Here is a 16,816-nt window from a genome sequence, read left to right on the forward strand (position 1 = left end):
GTCCGGAGCGATCTCACTCCTCCAAGGCCTGCGGCGGCACCACCGCGACCGGGCTCGCCGCGTGCAGCAGGACCGCCTGGGTGACCGAGCCGAGCAGCCGTGCCGGGGACAGCAGGCGGCGGCGATGACGGCCCACGACGACGAGATCCGCGTCCTTGGAGGCGGCGACGAGGTGACCGGCCGCGTCGCCCGGTGCGACGTACGGTTCGACGAGGACGTCCGGGTGGTCCTTGCGGTGCGGGGCGAGGAGGGACTCGGTGAGGACGCGGGTCTCGTTCTCGATGGCGTCCTGGTCGATGACCGGCGGGACGAGTTCACCGGTGGACGCCCAGGTCTGCGGCGGCCACGGGTAGGCGGCGACGACCTGGAGACGGGCTTCGCGCAGGGCGGCCTCGGCGAAGGCGAAGGCGAGGGTGGTGCCGTCGGGGCTGTCCACGTGCAGGCCGACGACCACCCGGGGTCCGGGCTCGGCCGGTGGCGCGTCGTGGACCTCGCGTCCGGGCCGGGGCACCACGACGACGGGGCAGCCGGCGTCGCGGGCTGCTGCCATGCCGTTGGAGCCGAGCAGCAGGCTGGCGAAGCCGCCGCGGCCACGGGAGCCGAGCACCAACAACTGTGCGCCGGCGCCGAGTTCGGGCAGTACGGCACCCGGTGCGCCCTGCAGCCCGAGGTACTCCGTGACCGGCCGGTCGGGGCGCCCGTCGAGGTGGGCACGGACCTGGTCGAGCACCTCGTCCTCGTCCGTGCCGGGCGGTCCGGCGACCGGGACGCCCGGCGGTGTCCAGGCGGCCGCGTTCTGCCACACATGGACGACCCGCAGGGGCGCCCCGCGTCCACGCGCGGCACCGAGGGCCCAGTCCAGGGCGCGCAGGCTGTCGTCCGAACCGTCGACCGCCGCGATGACCGGCAGGGTGCTCTTGGGGGTGCTCATGGGGTTCCTGACCTCCGGAGTAACGGGACCTTCCCCTCCGGGGCCAGCCTGGCTCAGCCGCCGGCTCCGGAAGGGCACTCAAGGTCGCGTGTCCGGAAAAACAGGTGGGACACCCTCCAGGTCAGGTGAAACGCCCTTCAGGTCAGGTCGAACTCCCCTTCCCGCGCCCCCGACACGAACGCGCCCCATTCCGCGGGCGTGAAGATCAAGGAAGGGCTTTCCGGGCGGCCACTGTTGCGCATCGCGATGAATCCCTCGACAAAGGCGATCTGGACATCCCCCAGTCCACGGCTCCCTGAATGCCACTCGGCGTCACTGAGGTCCAGCTCCGGCTTGTCCCAGCCCGCAAGCGGGTGCTGCTGGATGGTGCTCTCGGCCACGTCCGTGCTCCTCCCGGTTCGTCGTCCGCGGCCAGCCTAGCGATCGGTTTCTGATGCCAACAGGCCACGTGAGGGGGACCTTTCAGGAGGCGGGGGGTTCGCTGCCCACGAGCCACATCGAGAAGAACTGGGATCCGCCGCCGTAGGCGTGTCCGAGAACCCGTCGGGCCCCTTCCACCTGGTGTTCTCCGGCCTGGCCGCGCACCTGGAGGGCGGCCTCCGCGAAGCGGATCATGCCGGAGGCGCCGATCGGATTGGTCGAGAGCACCCCTCCTGACATGTTCACGGGAAGGTCGCCGTCCAGCTCGGTCACCCCCGACTCGGTGAGTTTCCAGCCCTCGCCCTCGTCGGCGAATCCGAGGTTCTCCAGCCACATGGGCTCGTACCACGAGAACGGCACATACATCTCGACGGCGTCGATGTCCCGGCGCGGGTCGGCGATCCCCGCCTGCCGGTACACGTCGGCCGCGCAGTCCTTGCCGGCCTGCGGCGACACACAGTCCTTGCCGGCGAACAGTGTGGGCTCGCTGCGCATGGCGCCACCGTGCATCCAGGCCGCCGGACGTGGCGCCCGGGCCGCACCCGCCCGGTCGGTGAGGACCATCGCGCAGGCGCCGTCCGAGGAGGGGCAGGTCTCCGAGTAGCGGATCGGGTCCCACAGCATCGGCGAGGCCTGGACCTTCTCCAGGGTGATGTCGTGCTCGTGGAGATGGGCGTACGGGTTCTTCAGCGCGTTGCGCCGGTCCTTGTACGCCACCAGGGAGCCGACCGTGTCGGGCGCTCCGGTGCGCCGCATATAGGCGCGCACATGCGGGGCGAAGAAGCCGCCCGCGCCCGCCAGCAGCGGCTGCTGGAAGGGGATCGGCAGGGACAGTCCCCACATGGCGTTCGACTCGGACTGCTTCTCGAAGGCGAGGGTGAGGACGGTGCCGTGCACGCGGGCCGCGACGAGATTCGCGGCGACCAGCGCGGTCGACCCGCCCACCGACCCGGCGGTGTGCACCCGCAGCATGGGCTTGCCCACGGCGCCCAGCGCGTCGGCGAGGTACAGCTCGGGCATCATGACGCCCTCGAAGAAGTCCGGCGCCTTCCCGATGACGACGGCGTCGATGTCGGCCCACGTCAACTCGGCGTCGTCCAGGGCCCGTCGGGCCGCCTCCCGCACCAGCCCGGCGATCGACACGTCCCGGCGCGCGGCGACATGCTTGGTCTGGCCGATCCCTACGACGGCCACGGGCTCCTTGCTCATCGCGGATCCCCTTCGAGTACGGCGACCAGGTTCTGTTGCAGACAGGGGCCGGAGGTGGCGTGGGCGAGGGCCCGGTCGGACTCGCCCCGGTGGATGCGGGCGGCGGCCTCGCCGATGCGGATCAGTCCGGCGGCCATGACCGGGTTCGCGGCGAGGGCTCCTCCGGACGGGTTGACGCGCACGTCGTCGCCGAGGCGCAGCGCCTTGCGCAGCACGACCTCCTGCGCGGTGAACGGCGCGTGCAACTCAGCGGTGTCCACCGGCCGTTCAAAAGCCCCCGCCCTCTCGGCGGCCAGCCGCGTGGACGGCGAGTCGGTCAACTCCCGCACACCCAGACCGTGTGCCTCGATGCGGTGGTCGATGCCCCTGATCCAGGCGGGCCGTTCGCACAGTTCGCGGGCCCGGTCCCCGGCCGCGAGGATCACGGCGGCGGCTCCGTCGCCGATCGGCGGACAGTCACCGGTACGCAGCGGCCGTACCACGTAGTCGCCCTGTGGCACCGAACCCCGCACCTGAGCATGGGAGTTGGCGCTCGCATCGGTCCGGCTGCGGGCCGCGACGGCGGCGAGCGCGGGTTCGTCGGTGTCACCGGCGTCGATGAGGGCCTGCGCCTGGAGGGCGGCCAGCGCGACGGAGTCGGGCCACAGCGGGGCGACGTAGTACGGGTCGAGCTGCCGGGTCAGGACGTCGCGTACGGAGCCGGGGGACGACTTGCCGTACGAGTAGACGAGCGCGGTGTCGGCGTCGCCGGTCAGGAGTTTGGTCCAGGCCTCGTAGAGCGCCCAGGCGCCGTCCATCTCGACGTGCGACTCGGAGATCGGCGGCCAGGCGCCGACGCCGTCGAGGGCGAGGGTGAAGGAGAAGGCCCGGCCGGCGAGGTAGTCGCTGGAGCCGGAGCAGGTGAAGTCGATGTCCGCGGTCTTGAGGCCGGTCTGTTCGAGTACGCCGTGCAGGACCGGCATGAGCATCTCCACCTCGGAGAGCTCGTCGGTGGTGCGCCGGTGGTCGGTCTGCGCGAAGGCGACGACGGCGATCTCACGCATCGCGGCAGCTCCATGCATCACAGCAGCTCCTTGTAGGCGTCGTAGTCGGCGTCGGGCTCGCCGGTCGGCCGGTAGTGGTCCGGATAGCGACCGCCCTCGCTCCACACCGCCTCGACACGCAGCCCCATGCGCACCTGGTCGTAGGGGATGCCGCCGATCCGCCCGTGCAGCGCGAGGTCGGCTCCGTCGAGGGCGATGTGCGCGTAGACGTACGGCACCTCGATGTCGAGGTTCTTCGCCTTGATGTTGACGATGCAGAACGTGGTGACGGTGCCGCGCGGCCCCACTTCGACGTGTTCCGCCGTGGCGACACCACAGGTGGGACACGCACCCCTCGGCGGGACGTACACCTTGCGGCAGGAGGGGCAGCGTTCACCGACGGTGCGCCGCTCGGAGAGCGCGTGGATGTAGTCGGTCTGGGCGCGGCCGGGCGAGTAGACGTAGTCGAGACGGGCGGGGGCCACGATGCCGGTGACCATGTTCTCGAACTCGCCGCTGTGGCCGGTGGATTGGGGTGAGTCGTCGCCGTCGTACGGCTCGAAGCAGGCGATGTCCGTGATGGCGCCGGTACGTTCCCCGGCCCAGCGGACGCGGACGCGCATTCCGGTGCGCACGGCCTCGGGGCCGGGGGCGTCGAGGGCGTGCAGGAGGGCGGTGTCGGCTCCGTCGAGCCGGACCAGAACCCAGGCGAAGGGTGTGTCGAGGGGCTGACCGCGCCGGGGTTCGTGGTTCCAGGCCCAGGTGGTGACCGTGCCGGTGGATGCGACCTCGACCAGGTCGCGGATCTCCTCGGCGGTGACGGGGTCGTACTCGACGGGAGGCACGAGGGTACGTCCGTCGCCGGTCTTCACACCGAGGACGACGCGTTCACGCAGCCCGGTGAGAAACGCACTCTGGACGGGCCCGAGGGATCGGGTGAACGGAAATTCAAGGACCAGAGGCGCTTTGAGTATTTCGGGCACAGCATCTCCTATGACTGAAAAGCTCGGGCCACGCTTCCCCACTCAGGGGCGCGGGGCTGTGTCGTATGAGCGGCTCCGCCGCGTGGGCGCGACCGGCCACAACGAACCCGCAGATACGAACCGGCCTCCTGATGGAGCACTACGCCCGCTTGTAAACAGGCGGCCTCTTCTCCGCAAAGGCACGCGCCCCCTCCTTCGCATCGGCGGTGTCGAAGATCGGCCACCCGCGCTTGAGTTCGGCCGCGAGGCCCTCCGTCTCGGTCAGCTCCGCGGTCTCGTACACCGACGCCTTGACCGCCTCGACCGCCAACGGCCCGCATGCATTGACGAGTTCGGCGATCTCCAACGCCTTGGCGAGAGCCGTCCCGTCGGGGACGACGTGACCGACCAGACCGACATCCGCCGCCTCCCGCGCGCTGTACGGCCGCCCGGTGAGCAGCATCTCCAGAGCATGGGTGCGCGGAATCTGCCGCTGGAGACGGACAGTTGAGCCCCCGATCGGGAAGAGCCCGCGCTTGACCTCGAAGAGCCCGAAGGTCGCGGACTCACCAGCCACCCGGATGTCCGTGCCCTGAAGAATCTCCGTACCGCCGGCCACGCAGTACCCCTCGACCGCAGCGATCACCGGCTTGCGGGGCCGGTGATGCCGCAGCATCGCCTTCCAGTGCAGATCAGGATCGGCGGTGAGCCGCTCGCGGTACTGCTGACCCTCCATGCCTTTTCCGGCAAGGGCCTTGAGGTCCATGCCCGCGCAGAACGCACCGCCCGCCCCGGTCAGCACGATCGACCGGATCCCGTCGTCCGCGTCGGCCTCGATCCACCCGTCGTAGAGCCCGACCAGCATCGGCAGCGAGAGCGCGTTCTTGGCCTCGGGCCTGTTGAGCGTGAGCACCAGTGTGGCGCCTTCGCGCCGCACGGTCAGGTGTTCCGTACCGCTCATTGCCGTCCTCCCGTCGCCGTACCGCCTCCGGAACGAGAACAGGTTGCAGGAGGCGCCCTGCCAGTACAAGAGGTTTCTGACACTCAGTCAGATTTCTTCTGCGCGGACCCTTCACAGTTGCCGCGCCCTTTGCTCTGATGACCGGCGAACCGACGTCAGGAGGAGTGGTGGAGTACAACATTGCCGACCTGTTCGAGTCGGTCGTCGACGTGGTCCCGGACCGCGAGGCGCTCGTGTACATCGACCACCCGGGCTCGGGCGCGGAACGCCGCCTGACCTACGCGGAGTTGGACGCGGCGGCGAACCGCATCGCCCACCATCTGATCGATGCCGGGATACGCCCGGGTGAGCACCTGGGGCTCCATCTCTACAACGGCGTCGAGTACTTGCAGACGGTGCTGGGCTGCCTGAAGGCGCGGGTCGTGCCGGTCAACGTCAACTACCGGTATGTCGAAGAGGAGTTGGTGTACCTCTACCGGGACGCCGATCTCGTCGCGCTGGTCTTCGACACGGAGTTCACCGAGCGGGTGGCGGCCGCGCTGCCACGCGCGGAGAAGCTTCGGCACCTGGTCCGGGTGGGGGCACCGGCCCAAGACGCTCCGGAGGTACCCGCCGTGGCCTTCACGGACGCGGAGGCCACCGGGTCCTCCGGGCGGGGATTCCCGGACCGTTCGGGGGACGACCAGTTCATCATCTACACCGGCGGCACGACCGGCATGCCCAAGGGCGTGATGTGGCGCCAGGAGGACCTGTTCTTCTCGGGGCTCGGCGGTGGCGCGCCGACCGGCGAACCCGTGAAGACACCCGAGGAGTTGGCCGAGCGGGTGGCGGCCCGCGGGGCGGGGATCACGTTCTTCCCCACTCCTCCGCTGATGCACGGCACCTCCACCCTCACCGCGTTCATCGGCTTCAACTTCGGCCAACGCATCGTGATCCACCGCAAGTTCGTGCCGGAGGAGGTGCTGCGGACCATCGAGAAGGAGAAGGTCACCAGCATCTCCCTGGTCGGCGACGCGATGCTGCGGCCGCTGATCGACGCCCTCAACGGGCCGATGAAGGGCACGGACTGCTCGTCGGTGTTCAGTGTCTCGTCGTCGGGCGCGATCATGTCGGAGACGGTGCGCCGGCAGTTCCAGGAGCTGCTCCCGAACACGATGCTGCTGAACAACTACGGTTCGTCCGAGTCCGGCTTCAACGGCACGGCGACGGCCGACTCCGGGGCCGGGCAGTCCTTCCGTATCCGGGTCAACTCCCGTACCCAGGTGGTCGATCCGGCCACGCACGAGCCGGTCGCCGTCGGCGAGATCGGCCGGGTCGCGCAGTGCGGCCATGTGCCGCTCGGCTACTACAACGACGAGCGGAAGACCGCCGAGACCTTCTTCGAGAAGGACGGACGGCGGTGGGTCCTGCTCGGCGACATGGCGACCGTGGACGAGGAGGGCGTCGTCACGGTGCTCGGCCGTGGTTCGCAGTGCATCAACACCGGTGGGGAGAAGGTGTATCCGGAGGAGGTCGAGCAGGCGCTCAAGTCGCATCCGGATGTCTACGACGCTCTGGTGGCCGGGGTGCCGGACGCGAAGTGGGGCAATCATGTGGCCGCCGTCGTCGAGTTGCGCGCGGGTGCGGTACGGCCGTCGCTGGACGACATCCAGACGCACTGCCGTTCCCAGCTCGCCGGGTACAAGATCCCCCGGCAGTTGGTGATCGCGGAGACGATCCAGCGGTCACCGAGTGGCAAGGCGGACTACCGGTGGGCGCGGGAGGTGGCCGTCTCCGCAGATCAGTGAGTCAACAGTGGGTCAACACGCAGGCCGTATTGAACTGGCGGTAGCGTGCCACCGTACTTTTGGTGACGGATCTGGTGGCCCGGGCCAGGTGCGTCATGCCATCACCGGGCTCAGCACGGAAGGACGTTCGGGTGCCGCTCTTCACTCGCTCTCACCCATTGGCGCAGCAGAAAGCCAGCGGGGAGACCGACTCGACAGCGGCGACGGAGGCCGCCGCACCGTCCGAACCACAGGACCCACCCGAGCCACACGACTCGGCGGACACGTCCGGGCAACTCGAACAGGTCGACGCGCCCGAGACGGCCGCCGAGTCCACGGGCCCCGCGGAATCCGCCGCGCCCGACGAGCTCTCTGAGCCGACGGAGTCCTCTGAGTCCTCTGAGTCCTCTGAGTCCTCTGAGTCCTCTGAGCCAGTGGAGCCTACGGCCTCCGAGGCGGAATCCGCGGCCGACTCCGCCGAGCGGTCGTCCCAACTCCCGCGCCGCGCCGGTTGGTTCGGCTGGCGGACTCGGTACCCCCGTACCGCAGGCGCCGTAGGGGTGGGCACGACCGTACTGGCCGGTGTCCTGTTGTTCGTCGCGCTGCTCGTGCCCGACCGACTCGACCGGATCACTCCCCAGTCGTTCTTCCGCTTCCCGGTCGAGGCGATCGTGCTCGCGATCGTCCTGCTCGTACTGCCCGCGAAGGCACGGCGGATCGTGGCCGTCGTGCTGGGGGCGTTCGTCGGGCTGTCCACCGTCCTGAAGTGCCTCGACATGGGCTTCTACCAGACCCTGGCCCGGCCGTTCGACCTGGTCTTCGACTGGGTCCTGCTGAGCGACGCGGCGGACTTCCTGAAGGACTCGGTCGGCCGCTCGGGCGAGGTCCTCGCGATCGTCGGGGTGATCCTGGCGCTGATCGCCGTGCTGGCGGGGAGCGCGCTGGCGATGGTGCGGCTGTCGGACGTGATGGCCAGGCACCGGCCCATGGCGGTACGCACCACACTCGTCCTCGGCGTTGTGTGGATCATGTGCTTCACGCTGAGCTTCCAGGTGGGCGGCGTCACGCTCGCCACGAAGGGCTACAGCACGTTCCTCGCCAACCGGGTGCAGTACGTCCGCGAGGGTCTGGGGGACGCCGACGTCTTCAAGAAGCAGCTCAACGTCGACGCCTTCGCCAAGACCCCGCCCAACCAGCTGCTGACCGGCCTGCGCGGCAAGGACGTGCTGTTCACCTTCATCGAGAGCTACGGCCGGGTCGCGATCGACGATCCGACGATGGCGCCGGAGATGGACGCGACGCTGAAGGCGGGCGACGCCCGGCTCAAGGCGGCCGGCTTCGCCTCGCGCAGCGGCTGGCTCAGGTCACCCGTCACGGGCGCCGGCAGCTGGCTCGCCCACTCGACGTTCCTGTCCGGCCTGTGGGTCAAGAACCAGCAGCGGTACCGGACCGTGACCACCAGCACCCGCGCGACCCTGACCAGTTACTTCCAGAAGACCGGTGCCTGGCGCACGGTCGGCATCGTCCCCGGTGTGCGCAAGGCCTGGCCCGAGGGCAAGTACTTCGGTCTCGACAACATCTACGACTCCACGCACCTCGGCTACCACGGCCCGTACTTCAGCTGGACGCCGGTGCCGGACCAGTTCAGCCTGCAGTCCTTCGAGGATCTGGAGTACGGCAAGAAGAACCGCGACCCGATCATGGCGGAGATCATCCTCGCCTCCAGCCACAACCCTTGGTCGCCCATCGCCCACACCATCCCCTGGAACCAGCTCGGGGACGGCACGATCTTCAACCAGATCAAGAAGGAGGGCACCAACCCGACGGAGGTCTGGAAGAGCGCCAAGCGCGTGCGCACCGAGTACCGCAAGGCCATCCAGTACTCCGTGGACAGCCTGACCCAGTGGATGCAGCGCTACGGCAACAAGAACACCGTCCTCGTCTTCCTCGGCGACCACCAGCCCGTCCCGACGGTCACCGGAGGCACCTCCGACCGGGACGTGCCGATCACGATCGTCGCGCACGACCCGAAGGTGCTGGACAAGATCTCCAGCTGGAACTGGACGGACGGGCTCAAGCCGGCGGACAACGCACCGGTGTTGAGCATGGACAAGTTCCGGGACCGCTTCATGACGACGTTCGCGAAGTGACGGTCGCCGTCCGGTCGTCGCCCGGCTCCCCGCTCCGCCCCGCGAGGAACGGCTCCACCGCCGCCAGGAACTCCTCCGGCCGGTTCTCGTGCACGAGGTGTCCGGCGTCGATGGTCACCAGGCGGGCGTCGGGGATCCGTTCGGCGAGCGTGACGACCCGGTCCTGAGGAACCCCGCTGGAGGGACCGCCCGCGATCACCAGCGTGGGCATGGTGATCCGCCCCATGTGGTCCCACCACGTGGGGTCGGGGAGGTTCGCCTGGACGTCGGCGGCCTCGATCATGGCCCAGTCGAACGGCAGTTGCCCCTCGGGGCGTTCGGTGGGGGGCCTCGGCGGATCGAAGGGGATCGGCGCCGGCACATCCTCCAGGACCAGTCGCCGTACGACCTCGGGCGCCTCCTGCGCGAGCAGGTACGCGACGATGCCGCCCAGCGAATGGCCGATGACGTCGGCCCGTTCGAGGCAGAGGACGGTGAGGAGCGCGCGGATGTCGTCCCGCATCGCCTCGTACGCGTACACGTCGGCCGTGGCTCCCGGCGCGGTGCCGGGCCAGTCGCTGCCTCCGTGGCCGCGCAGGTCGGGGGCGTACACGCGGCGCGGGTCGGGTCCGGTGGCGAGCCGTTCGGCGATCCGCGTCCAGTCGCTGCCGTCGGCGCCCCGGCAGTGGAGCAGGAGGACGGGCGGCGCCTCCTCGGGGCCCCGGGCGCGAAGGGCGAGGTCGATGCCGTTCGCCTTGACGGTACGGGTCTCGGTGTCCATGTCGGGAACGTAACCGCCGCGGCACCGGTCCCGCCCCTACTCTGCCGAGGGCAGAACCGCACCGTCCACGTCGAGAAACGCGACGACATGGCGCACGAACCACTCCGGATCGTCCAGCCACGGGTAGTGACCGGAGCCTGGCTGCACAACCGAGGTGGCGTCCCTGAAGACGTCGGCGCTGCGACGGGCGAGCTCGGGTCGGGGACCGCCGTCGAGTTCACCCGCGAGAACCAGCACGGGTGCGGGCAGCCGGCCGAGGGCGGCCCGGAGGACCGGTGGGTCGAAGGCGCCCTCCGAGAAGTACCGTTCGGCGGCTTCGTCGTTGGTCTGTTCGTCTTCGAGTGCGGAGTTCTGTTCGGCGACGGCATCCCAACGGCCGTAGAAGAAGGGCTCGAAGACGGGGTCGAAGTCGGCGGTGCCCGCGAGCCACGCCTCGAATGCCGGGAACGCGTGCTCGAACCACGGTTCGCCCTTCCGCAGCCGGGCGGCGGCGAGCCGTCCCTCGGCCGTGGCCGGCATGCCCAGCGCCCAGGGGGTGACGGTGATCAGTGCCAGGCGTGTCACCCGCTCGGGGTGGCGGGCCGCGTACAGCATCGCGAGGCTGCCGCCCGCCGAGTGCGCGAGCAGATCCATGTGGTCCAGGCCCATGTGGGCGCGCAACACCTCGACGTCGTCGACCAGTCGGTCGCAGCGGTACGTCTCCTCGTCGGCCGGCACCGCGGAGTCACCGGTGCCCCGCAGATCCAGCAGGATCAGCCGTCGGTGCGCGGTGAGCCCGCCCAGGTCGCCGAGGTAGGCGGAGGCCCGCATGGGTCCTCCGGGCAGGACGACCAGCGGCTCGCCCGCACCCCGTACGTGGTAAGCGAGTTGGGTGCCGTCGGTGGTGGTGAAGGTGCCGGTCACGGTCTGCATGACGGTAGATCCTCACGGCCGACCGGGCACGGGCGCAAGGCAGGGCTCAGCCGTCGAACCGCTCCCGCAACTCCCGCTTCAGGATCTTCCCGCTGGCGTTCCGCGGCAGCCTGTCCACGAACACGACCCGCTTCGGTGCCTTGAAGTGGGCGAGCTTCTCGCGGGCGTGGTCGATGAGTTGGGCCTCGGTGACCTCGCCGCGCGGGACGACGACCGCGGTGACCGCCTCGATCCAGCGGTCGTCGGGAAGGCCAATCACGGCGACCTCGGCGACGCCCTCGTGGGTGTAGAGCGCGTCCTCGACCTGGCGTGAAGCGACCAGTACGCCACCGGAGTTGATGACGTCCTTCACCCGGTCGACGACGGTGAAGAAGCCGTGCGCGTCCCGTACCGCGAGGTCGCCGGAGTGGAACCAGCCGTCACGGAAGGCCGCGGCGGTCTCCTCGGGCTTGTCCCAGTAGCCCTCGCACAACTGCGGTGAGCGGTAGACGACTTCGCCCTGGGTGCCGTCGGGTACGTCCTTGCCGTCCTCGTCGACCACGCGCGCGTCCACGAAGAGGACCGGACGTCCGCAGGAGTCCAGCCGGCCCTTGTGCTCGTCGGGGCCCAGGACGGTGGCCAGGGGGCCGATCTCGCTCTGTCCGAAGCAGTTGTAGAAGGCCAGCTTGGGGAGGCGTTCGCGCAGCCGCTCCAGGACGGGCACCGGCATGATCGACGCCCCGTAGTACGCCTTGCGCAGGCCGCTCAGGTCGCGGGTCTCGAAGTCAGGGCGGTTCGCCAGACCGATCCAGACGGTGGGCGGCGCGAACAGGCTGTCCACCCGCCCGGCCTCGATCAGGTCCAACAGTCGGTCGCCGTCCGGCGCGTCGAGGATGAGGTTGGTGGCGCCGACCGCCAGATACGGCAGCAGGAACACGTGCAGCTGCGCCGAGTGGTACAGCGGCAGCGCGTGCACGGGCCGGTCCCCGGCGCTCAGGTCCAGGGCGGTGATCGCGCTCAAGTACTCGTGCACCAGGGCCCGGTGGGTCATCATCGCGCCCTTGGGCAGCGCGGTCGTGCCCGAGGTGTAGAGCAGCTGCACCAGGTCCTCGGTGCGCGGCTCGGGACCGTCGTACGGCGGCGCGGACGCCAGCCGCTCCAGCAGCGAGCCGTCCGCGTCCCGCAGCGGCAACGTCCGTACTCCGTCGGGGAGTTGACCGGCGAGGTCGGGGTCGGTGAGCACGAGCGCGCTGCCGGACTGGCCGACGATGTACGCGAGGTCGTCGCCGGTGAGGTTCTGGTTGACCGGCACGTGCACGAGGCCCGCGCGGGCGCAGGCGAGGAAGCCGATCAGATAGGCGTCCGAGTTGTGGCCGTAGGAGCCGACCCGGTCGCCCGGTGCGAGGCCCTGGTCGAGGAGCACGCTCGCCGCCCCGGAGACGGCGTCGTCGAGTTCCTGGTACGTCCAGGAGCGCTCGCCGTAGTCCACCGCCACGCGGGCGGGAGTGCGCCGGGCACTGCGTCGCAGTACCCCGTCAACCGTGCTGCCGTGTCCGGGCGTCATGACACATGATCCTCGGGCCGGCGCCCGGGCGGGTCAAGCCGGGTGGCCGAGGTGGGCCCGGCCCCCATGGTCCGGGCCCGCGCGGGCGGCACTCACATGGGCCTCGTATGCCCCTCCCAGTACGGTTCCCGCAGCCGCCGCTTGTACAGCTTGCCGTTGGGGTCTCGGGGCATCTCGGTGATGAAGTCGATGCTCTTGGGCCGCTTGTAGCCGGCGAGTTGCTCGGCGCAGTGGTCGAGGAGGGCGGCGGCGAGGTCCGGGCCCGGCTCGTACCCCGGGGACGGTTCGACGACGGCCTTGACCTCCTCGCCCCAGTCGTCGTGCGGGATGCCGAAGGCGGCGGCGTCGGCGACGGCGGGGTGGGCGAGGAGCGCGGACTCGATCTCGGCCGGGTAGATGTTGACGCCGCCGGAGATGATCATGTCGATCTTGCGGTCGCGGAGGAAGAGGTAACCGTCCTCGTCGAGGAAGCCGAGGTCGCCGACGGTGAAGAAGTCGCCGATGCGGTTCTTCTGCGTCTTGGCCTCGTCCTTGTGGTAGGCGAAGCCGCCCGTGCTCATCTTCATGTAGACGGTGCCGAGTTCACCGGGCGGGAGCCGGTTGCCGTCGTCGTCGAAGACCGCGAGTTCGCTGATCGGCCAGGCTTTTCCGACCGTGCCCGGCTTCTTCAGCCAGTCCTCGGCGGTCGCGAAGGCACCACCGCCCTCGCTGGCCGCGTAGTACTCCTCCACACAGTCGCCCCACCACTCGATCATGGCCCGCTTCACATGGTCGGGGCACGGGGCGGCGCCGTGGATGGCGTGCCGCATGGACGAGACGTCGTAGCGCGCCCGGATGTCCTCGGGGAGGGCTAGGAGGCGGTGGAACTGGGTCGGGACCATGTGGGTGTGGGTGCACTTCTCGCGGTCGATGAGGCGGAGCATCTCCTCCGGGGTCCACTTGTCCATCAGGACCAGGCGGTGCCCGATGTGCAGGCTGGCGCCCGCGAACTGGAGGACGGCCGTGTGGTAGAGCGGCGAGCAGACCAGATGCACGTTGTCGTCGAACGGCCTGATGCCGAAGATGCCGAGGAAGCCGCCGAGGTACGCCGACTCGGGCGGCTTGCCCGGCAGGGGGCGACGGATGCCGCGGGGGCGGCCGGTGGTGCCCGAGGTGTAGTTCATGACCCAGCCGAGCGTGCGGTCCGCGGGCGCCGACTCCGGTTGTCCTGCGAGGAGTTCGGGGTACGGCCGGAAGCCCTCGATCGCGCCGACCGCGTACCGGTGGGTGGCCGGGAGGCCGGCCTCGTCGGCGGACCGGCGGACGGGCTCGGCGAACCGCTCGTGCGCGATGAGCACCTTGGCGCCGGAGTCGGCGACGATCCAGGCGATCTCCGGTGCGACGAAGTGGTGGTTGACGGGGACGAGGTAGAACCCGGCCTGGGTGGCGGCCAGATGGGCCGTGAAAAACTCGACGCCGTTGGGCAGGACGACGGCGAAGGCGTCGCCGCGTTCGAGTCCGGCGGCGCGCAGGCCGTGGACGAGCTGGTTGGCGGCGGCGTGCAGGCGGCCCGCGGTCCACACCTCGCCGTCGGGAGCGACGAGGACCTCACGGTCGGGGTTCTGAGCGGCCTGGGCCCAGAAACCGGCGGGGGGTGTGCTCACGCCCTGTGCGGCGGACGCGCTCCCCGTAGCCCCGCCCTGTGCAGCGGCGGACCCGCTCCCCGTGGCCCCGTCCGGCGTGGCGGCTCCATCTGCCGCGACCCCGCCCTGCGTGGTCTCACCCCGTGCGCTCTCGCCCTGTGTGCTCACTGGCCGCTCCTTCCGGCGATGCGGTTGATGCGGTCGACGGCCTGCTCGAAGCCGCGGGTGAGGTCGTCGAAGACGGCCTGGACACTGCGTTCGCTGTTCATGCGGCCGACGATCTGGCCGACGGGGGTGCCGAGCAGTGGTTCGACCTCGTACTTCTGGATGCGCGAGACGGCCTCGGCGACGAGCAGGCCCTGGAGTGGCATGGGGAGCGTGCCCGGGCCGTCCGGGTCGTCCCAGGCGTCGGTCCACTCGGTGCGCAGTTGGCGGGCCGGTTTCCCGGTCAGGGCGCGGGAGCGCACGGTGTCGCCGGACCCGGCGGCGAGCAGTTTGCGGGTCACGCCGGCCGAGTGCATGTCGGCTTCCGTGGTGGTCAGCCACAGGGAGCCCAGCCACACACCCTGGGCGCCGAGGCTGAGCGCGGCGGCCACCTGCTGTCCGCTGCCGATGCCGCCCGCGGCGAGTACCGGCAACGGGTCGACGGCGTCGACGACTTCGGGCGTGAGCACCATGGTCGCGATCTCGCCGGTGTGTCCGCCCGCCTCGTAGCCCTGGGCCACGACGATGTCGATACCGCCCTCGGCGTGCTTGCGGGCGTGCCGGGCACTGCCCGCGAGCGCGGCGACCAGTACGTCCTGGTCGTGGGCGCGGGCGACGACGTCGGCCGGTGGGGAGCCCAGCGCGTTGGCGAGCAGCTTGATCGGGTAGTCGAAGGCGACGTCGAGCTGGTTGCGGGCGACCTGTTCCATCCACCCGGTGATGCGCCAGCCGGACGCCTCGCCCTCGGCGAGTTCGGGCACGCCGTACTTGGCCAGGGTCTCGGTGACGAACCGCCGGTGCCCCTCCGGGATCATCGCCTCGACCTGGGCCTCGGTGACGCCTTCCACCTTCTTCGCCGGCATGACGACGTCGAGGCCGTACGGCATCCCCTCGACATGCGCCTCCAGCCAGTCGAGGTCGCGCTTGAGATCGTCGGGGGCGGTGTAGCGGACCGCGCCGAGCACACCGAATCCGCCGGCCCGGCTGATGGCCGCGGCGACGGCGGGGAACGGCGTGAAGCCGAAGATGGCGTGCTCGACTCCCAGTTTCTTGCTCAACTCCGTCTGCATGGGCGCAGAATGCCGCAGTCCTCCGGACGACGGAAGGCCTTTTCTGATGCTCCGTCAGATTTTCCCGACGGTCAGGTACCCCGTGCCGTGAGGACGGGCTGGTAGAAGCCGCTCCCCTCCGGCTCGTGCCAACTGACGTCCGTGAAGCCCGCGTCGAGCACGGCGTCGGTCAACTGGCGTCGGGTCAGGGCCCAGTAGGCGGTGCGGCGGACCCGTACCTCCCAGCCGTTCCCGTCCGGCACGAGCTGGAAGTGCTCCAGGTCGTAGCGCTCACCGTCCTCGTGCCAGTGCCACAACTGGAAGGTGACCACGCGGCCTTCGGCGGTCGTCGCCACCTGCGGAGGCGCGGACGCCGGGCGGGCGGCGCGGATCGTGTCGTAGTCCCGGACGCTGAGCAGCAGGAGCCCGTCCTCGCGAAGGACCCGGCGCATGTCGGCCAGGGCCGTGCGCAGGTCGTCGGCCGCGAGCAGATGCGGCAGCGAGTTGTCGGCGCAGACCACGACCTCGAACACGGAGGCGCGGAACGGCAGTGCCCGCATGTCGGCGGCGGTCGCAGGAAGGCCGACACCCCGCGCCGCGGACTCCGCGGCGGCGCGCGCGGCAGCCGCCGGACTCAGGTCGCTGCCGACCACCCGGTGTCCGCGCCCCGCCAGCCCGATCGCCTGGGTGCCGATCCCGCAGGAACAGTCCAGCACCCGCTGCGGCCCCGCGCCCAGCCGGGCGCGGACGACCGCGTCCAGCGCGGCCGCCTGCCGGGCCATGCTCGCGTCCCAGTCCGGGAAGATCAGGTGGTAGTCGGCGGCGAGGCCGTCGTAGAAGTCCCGGACCGAGGACACGATCACCTTTCCGTCAGCGGCTTTCCAGTCGGACGTGCAGTTCCCGCTCCTGATCGCCCGACGTCACCGCGAGGTCGTGCACGGTGAACAGGGAGTCCAGGGTCGTACGGAACTGTTCGATGGCCCAGTAGCCGCCCTGGAGGTCCGCGTCGACGGAGGCCGAGAGGCGGGCCGGGGTGCCGGTGGGGCGCTCGTGGGTGTCGGCGACGTCGAAGGTGCCGAGCCAGACCGTGGGGCGGGTGTCGTGGTGGTCGCGGGGTACGTCGTCGGCGCACCGGTCGGATCCGAAGCACGCGCACAGCGTGTCGAACACGATCCGGGCGTCCTCCTTGCTGCACCCGCTGATCTCCACCGAGACGGATTCCGGGTGTCCTGGCACTGTGTGCACGCTGTCCATGGCGAACACTCCTCTCGTCCACTCCCAGAAAAGCACCACTCCCCCGGCAGG

Annotated in this window: 15 protein-coding genes; 2 read left to right on the forward strand and 13 right to left on the reverse strand. The window is 70.2% G+C overall.

Going from position 1 to position 16,816, the window contains the following annotated elements:
• Positions 1-13: 13 nt before the first annotated feature.
• From ACWDEW_RS17785 to ACWDEW_RS17810, 6 genes are all read right to left on the reverse strand, one after another.
• Positions 14-931: a universal stress protein gene (locus ACWDEW_RS17785; RefSeq protein ID WP_450513883.1), complete on the reverse strand. Its 918-nt coding sequence runs from the start codon at positions 929-931 to the stop codon at positions 14-16.
• Positions 932-1,068: 137 nt separating this feature from the next.
• The gene (locus ACWDEW_RS17790) at positions 1,069-1,311 is read right to left on the reverse strand and encodes a DUF397 domain-containing protein (RefSeq protein WP_019069076.1); all 243 of its coding nucleotides are present in this window, start codon (positions 1,309-1,311) and stop codon (positions 1,069-1,071) included.
• An 82-nt stretch (positions 1,312-1,393) separates the two neighbouring features.
• Entirely contained in the window at positions 1,394-2,560 is a 1,167-nt protein-coding gene (locus ACWDEW_RS17795; RefSeq protein WP_362978302.1) for a thiolase domain-containing protein, read from the reverse strand.
• Complete coding sequence (locus ACWDEW_RS17800; protein ID WP_450513885.1) at positions 2,557-3,603, reverse strand: thiolase domain-containing protein; 1,047 nt, start codon at positions 3,601-3,603, stop codon at positions 2,557-2,559. Before ACWDEW_RS17800 ends, ACWDEW_RS17795 begins: the two co-directional genes overlap by 4 nt.
• A 17-nt stretch (positions 3,604-3,620) precedes the next feature.
• Complete coding sequence (locus tag ACWDEW_RS17805; protein ID WP_450513887.1) at positions 3,621-4,565, reverse strand: Zn-ribbon domain-containing OB-fold protein; 945 nt, start codon at positions 4,563-4,565, stop codon at positions 3,621-3,623.
• Between the two features lie 139 nt (positions 4,566-4,704).
• Positions 4,705-5,505: a crotonase/enoyl-CoA hydratase family protein gene (locus tag ACWDEW_RS17810; protein WP_450513889.1), complete on the reverse strand. Its 801-nt coding sequence runs from the start codon at positions 5,503-5,505 to the stop codon at positions 4,705-4,707.
• Positions 5,506-5,672: 167 nt separating this feature from the next.
• On the opposite strand from ACWDEW_RS17810, the gene ACWDEW_RS17815 reads away from it, so the two are divergent.
• Entirely contained in the window at positions 5,673-7,292 is a 1,620-nt protein-coding gene (locus ACWDEW_RS17815; RefSeq protein ID WP_450513891.1) for an acyl-CoA synthetase, read from the forward strand.
• A 95-nt stretch (positions 7,293-7,387) separates the two neighbouring features.
• Positions 7,388-9,421: a sulfatase gene (locus tag ACWDEW_RS17820; protein ID WP_450513893.1), complete on the forward strand. Its 2,034-nt coding sequence runs from the start codon at positions 7,388-7,390 to the stop codon at positions 9,419-9,421.
• On the opposite strand, the gene ACWDEW_RS17825 is transcribed toward ACWDEW_RS17820, so the two are convergent.
• The 7 genes from ACWDEW_RS17825 to ACWDEW_RS17855 all read right to left on the reverse strand — a co-directional run bounded on the left by ACWDEW_RS17825 (position 9,399) and on the right by ACWDEW_RS17855 (position 16,765).
• Positions 9,399-10,181 carry an alpha/beta fold hydrolase gene (locus ACWDEW_RS17825; protein ID WP_450513894.1) on the reverse strand — a complete coding sequence of 261 codons (783 nt, stop codon included), beginning with the start codon at positions 10,179-10,181 and terminating at the stop codon, positions 9,399-9,401. The two genes, ACWDEW_RS17820 and ACWDEW_RS17825, sit on opposite strands and share 23 nt — an antisense overlap.
• A 36-nt stretch (positions 10,182-10,217) precedes the next feature.
• The gene (locus ACWDEW_RS17830; RefSeq protein WP_450513896.1) at positions 10,218-11,093 is read right to left on the reverse strand and encodes an alpha/beta fold hydrolase; all 876 of its coding nucleotides are present in this window, start codon (positions 11,091-11,093) and stop codon (positions 10,218-10,220) included.
• A gap of 46 nt (positions 11,094-11,139) precedes the next feature.
• A complete protein-coding gene (locus ACWDEW_RS17835) occupies positions 11,140-12,636 on the reverse strand; it encodes an acyl-CoA synthetase (RefSeq protein ID WP_450513898.1) in 1,497 nt (498 codons plus the stop codon).
• A gap of 92 nt (positions 12,637-12,728) precedes the next feature.
• Positions 12,729-14,279 (reverse strand): acyl-CoA synthetase, encoded by a 1,551-nt coding sequence (locus tag ACWDEW_RS17840; RefSeq protein WP_450513900.1) that lies wholly within the window; start codon positions 14,277-14,279, stop codon positions 12,729-12,731.
• Positions 14,280-14,422: 143 nt separating this feature from the next.
• The gene (locus ACWDEW_RS17845) at positions 14,423-15,532 is read right to left on the reverse strand and encodes an NAD(P)H-dependent flavin oxidoreductase (RefSeq protein ID WP_450513902.1); all 1,110 of its coding nucleotides are present in this window, start codon (positions 15,530-15,532) and stop codon (positions 14,423-14,425) included.
• 71 nt (positions 15,533-15,603) lie between these two features.
• Positions 15,604-16,374, reverse strand: a complete 771-nt coding sequence (locus tag ACWDEW_RS17850) for a class I SAM-dependent methyltransferase (protein ID WP_450513904.1) — start codon at positions 16,372-16,374, stop codon at positions 15,604-15,606.
• Between the two features lie 7 nt (positions 16,375-16,381).
• Positions 16,382-16,765 (reverse strand): hypothetical protein, encoded by a 384-nt coding sequence (locus tag ACWDEW_RS17855; protein ID WP_450513905.1) that lies wholly within the window; start codon positions 16,763-16,765, stop codon positions 16,382-16,384.
• Positions 16,766-16,816 lie beyond the last annotated feature (51 nt).

The sequence above is a fragment of the Streptomyces sp. NPDC001100 genome, assembly GCF_053598575.1.

Bases quoted from the DNA above. Each gene is read 5' to 3' on its own strand.
- ACWDEW_RS17785 (WP_450513883.1), bottom strand. From the start codon at position 931: ATGAGCACCCCCAAGAGCACCCTGCCGGTCATCGCGGCGGTCGACGGT.
- ACWDEW_RS17795 (WP_362978302.1), bottom strand. From the start codon at position 2,560: ATGAGCAAGGAGCCCGTGGCCGTCGTAGGGATCGGCCAGACCAAGCAT.
- ACWDEW_RS17800 (WP_450513885.1), bottom strand. From the start codon at position 3,603: ATGCGTGAGATCGCCGTCGTCGCCTTCGCGCAGACCGACCACCGGCGC.
- ACWDEW_RS17810 (WP_450513889.1), bottom strand. From the start codon at position 5,505: ATGAGCGGTACGGAACACCTGACCGTGCGGCGCGAAGGCGCCACACTG.
- ACWDEW_RS17820 (WP_450513893.1), top strand. From the start codon at position 7,388: ATGCCATCACCGGGCTCAGCACGGAAGGACGTTCGGGTGCCGCTCTTC.
- ACWDEW_RS17825 (WP_450513894.1), bottom strand. From the start codon at position 10,181: ATGGACACCGAGACCCGTACCGTCAAGGCGAACGGCATCGACCTCGCC.
- ACWDEW_RS17830 (WP_450513896.1), bottom strand. From the start codon at position 11,093: ATGCAGACCGTGACCGGCACCTTCACCACCACCGACGGCACCCAACTC.
- ACWDEW_RS17835 (WP_450513898.1), bottom strand. From the start codon at position 12,636: ATGACGCCCGGACACGGCAGCACGGTTGACGGGGTACTGCGACGCAGT.
- ACWDEW_RS17845 (WP_450513902.1), bottom strand. From the start codon at position 15,532: ATGCAGACGGAGTTGAGCAAGAAACTGGGAGTCGAGCACGCCATCTTC.
- ACWDEW_RS17855 (WP_450513905.1), bottom strand. From the start codon at position 16,765: ATGGACAGCGTGCACACAGTGCCAGGACACCCGGAATCCGTCTCGGTG.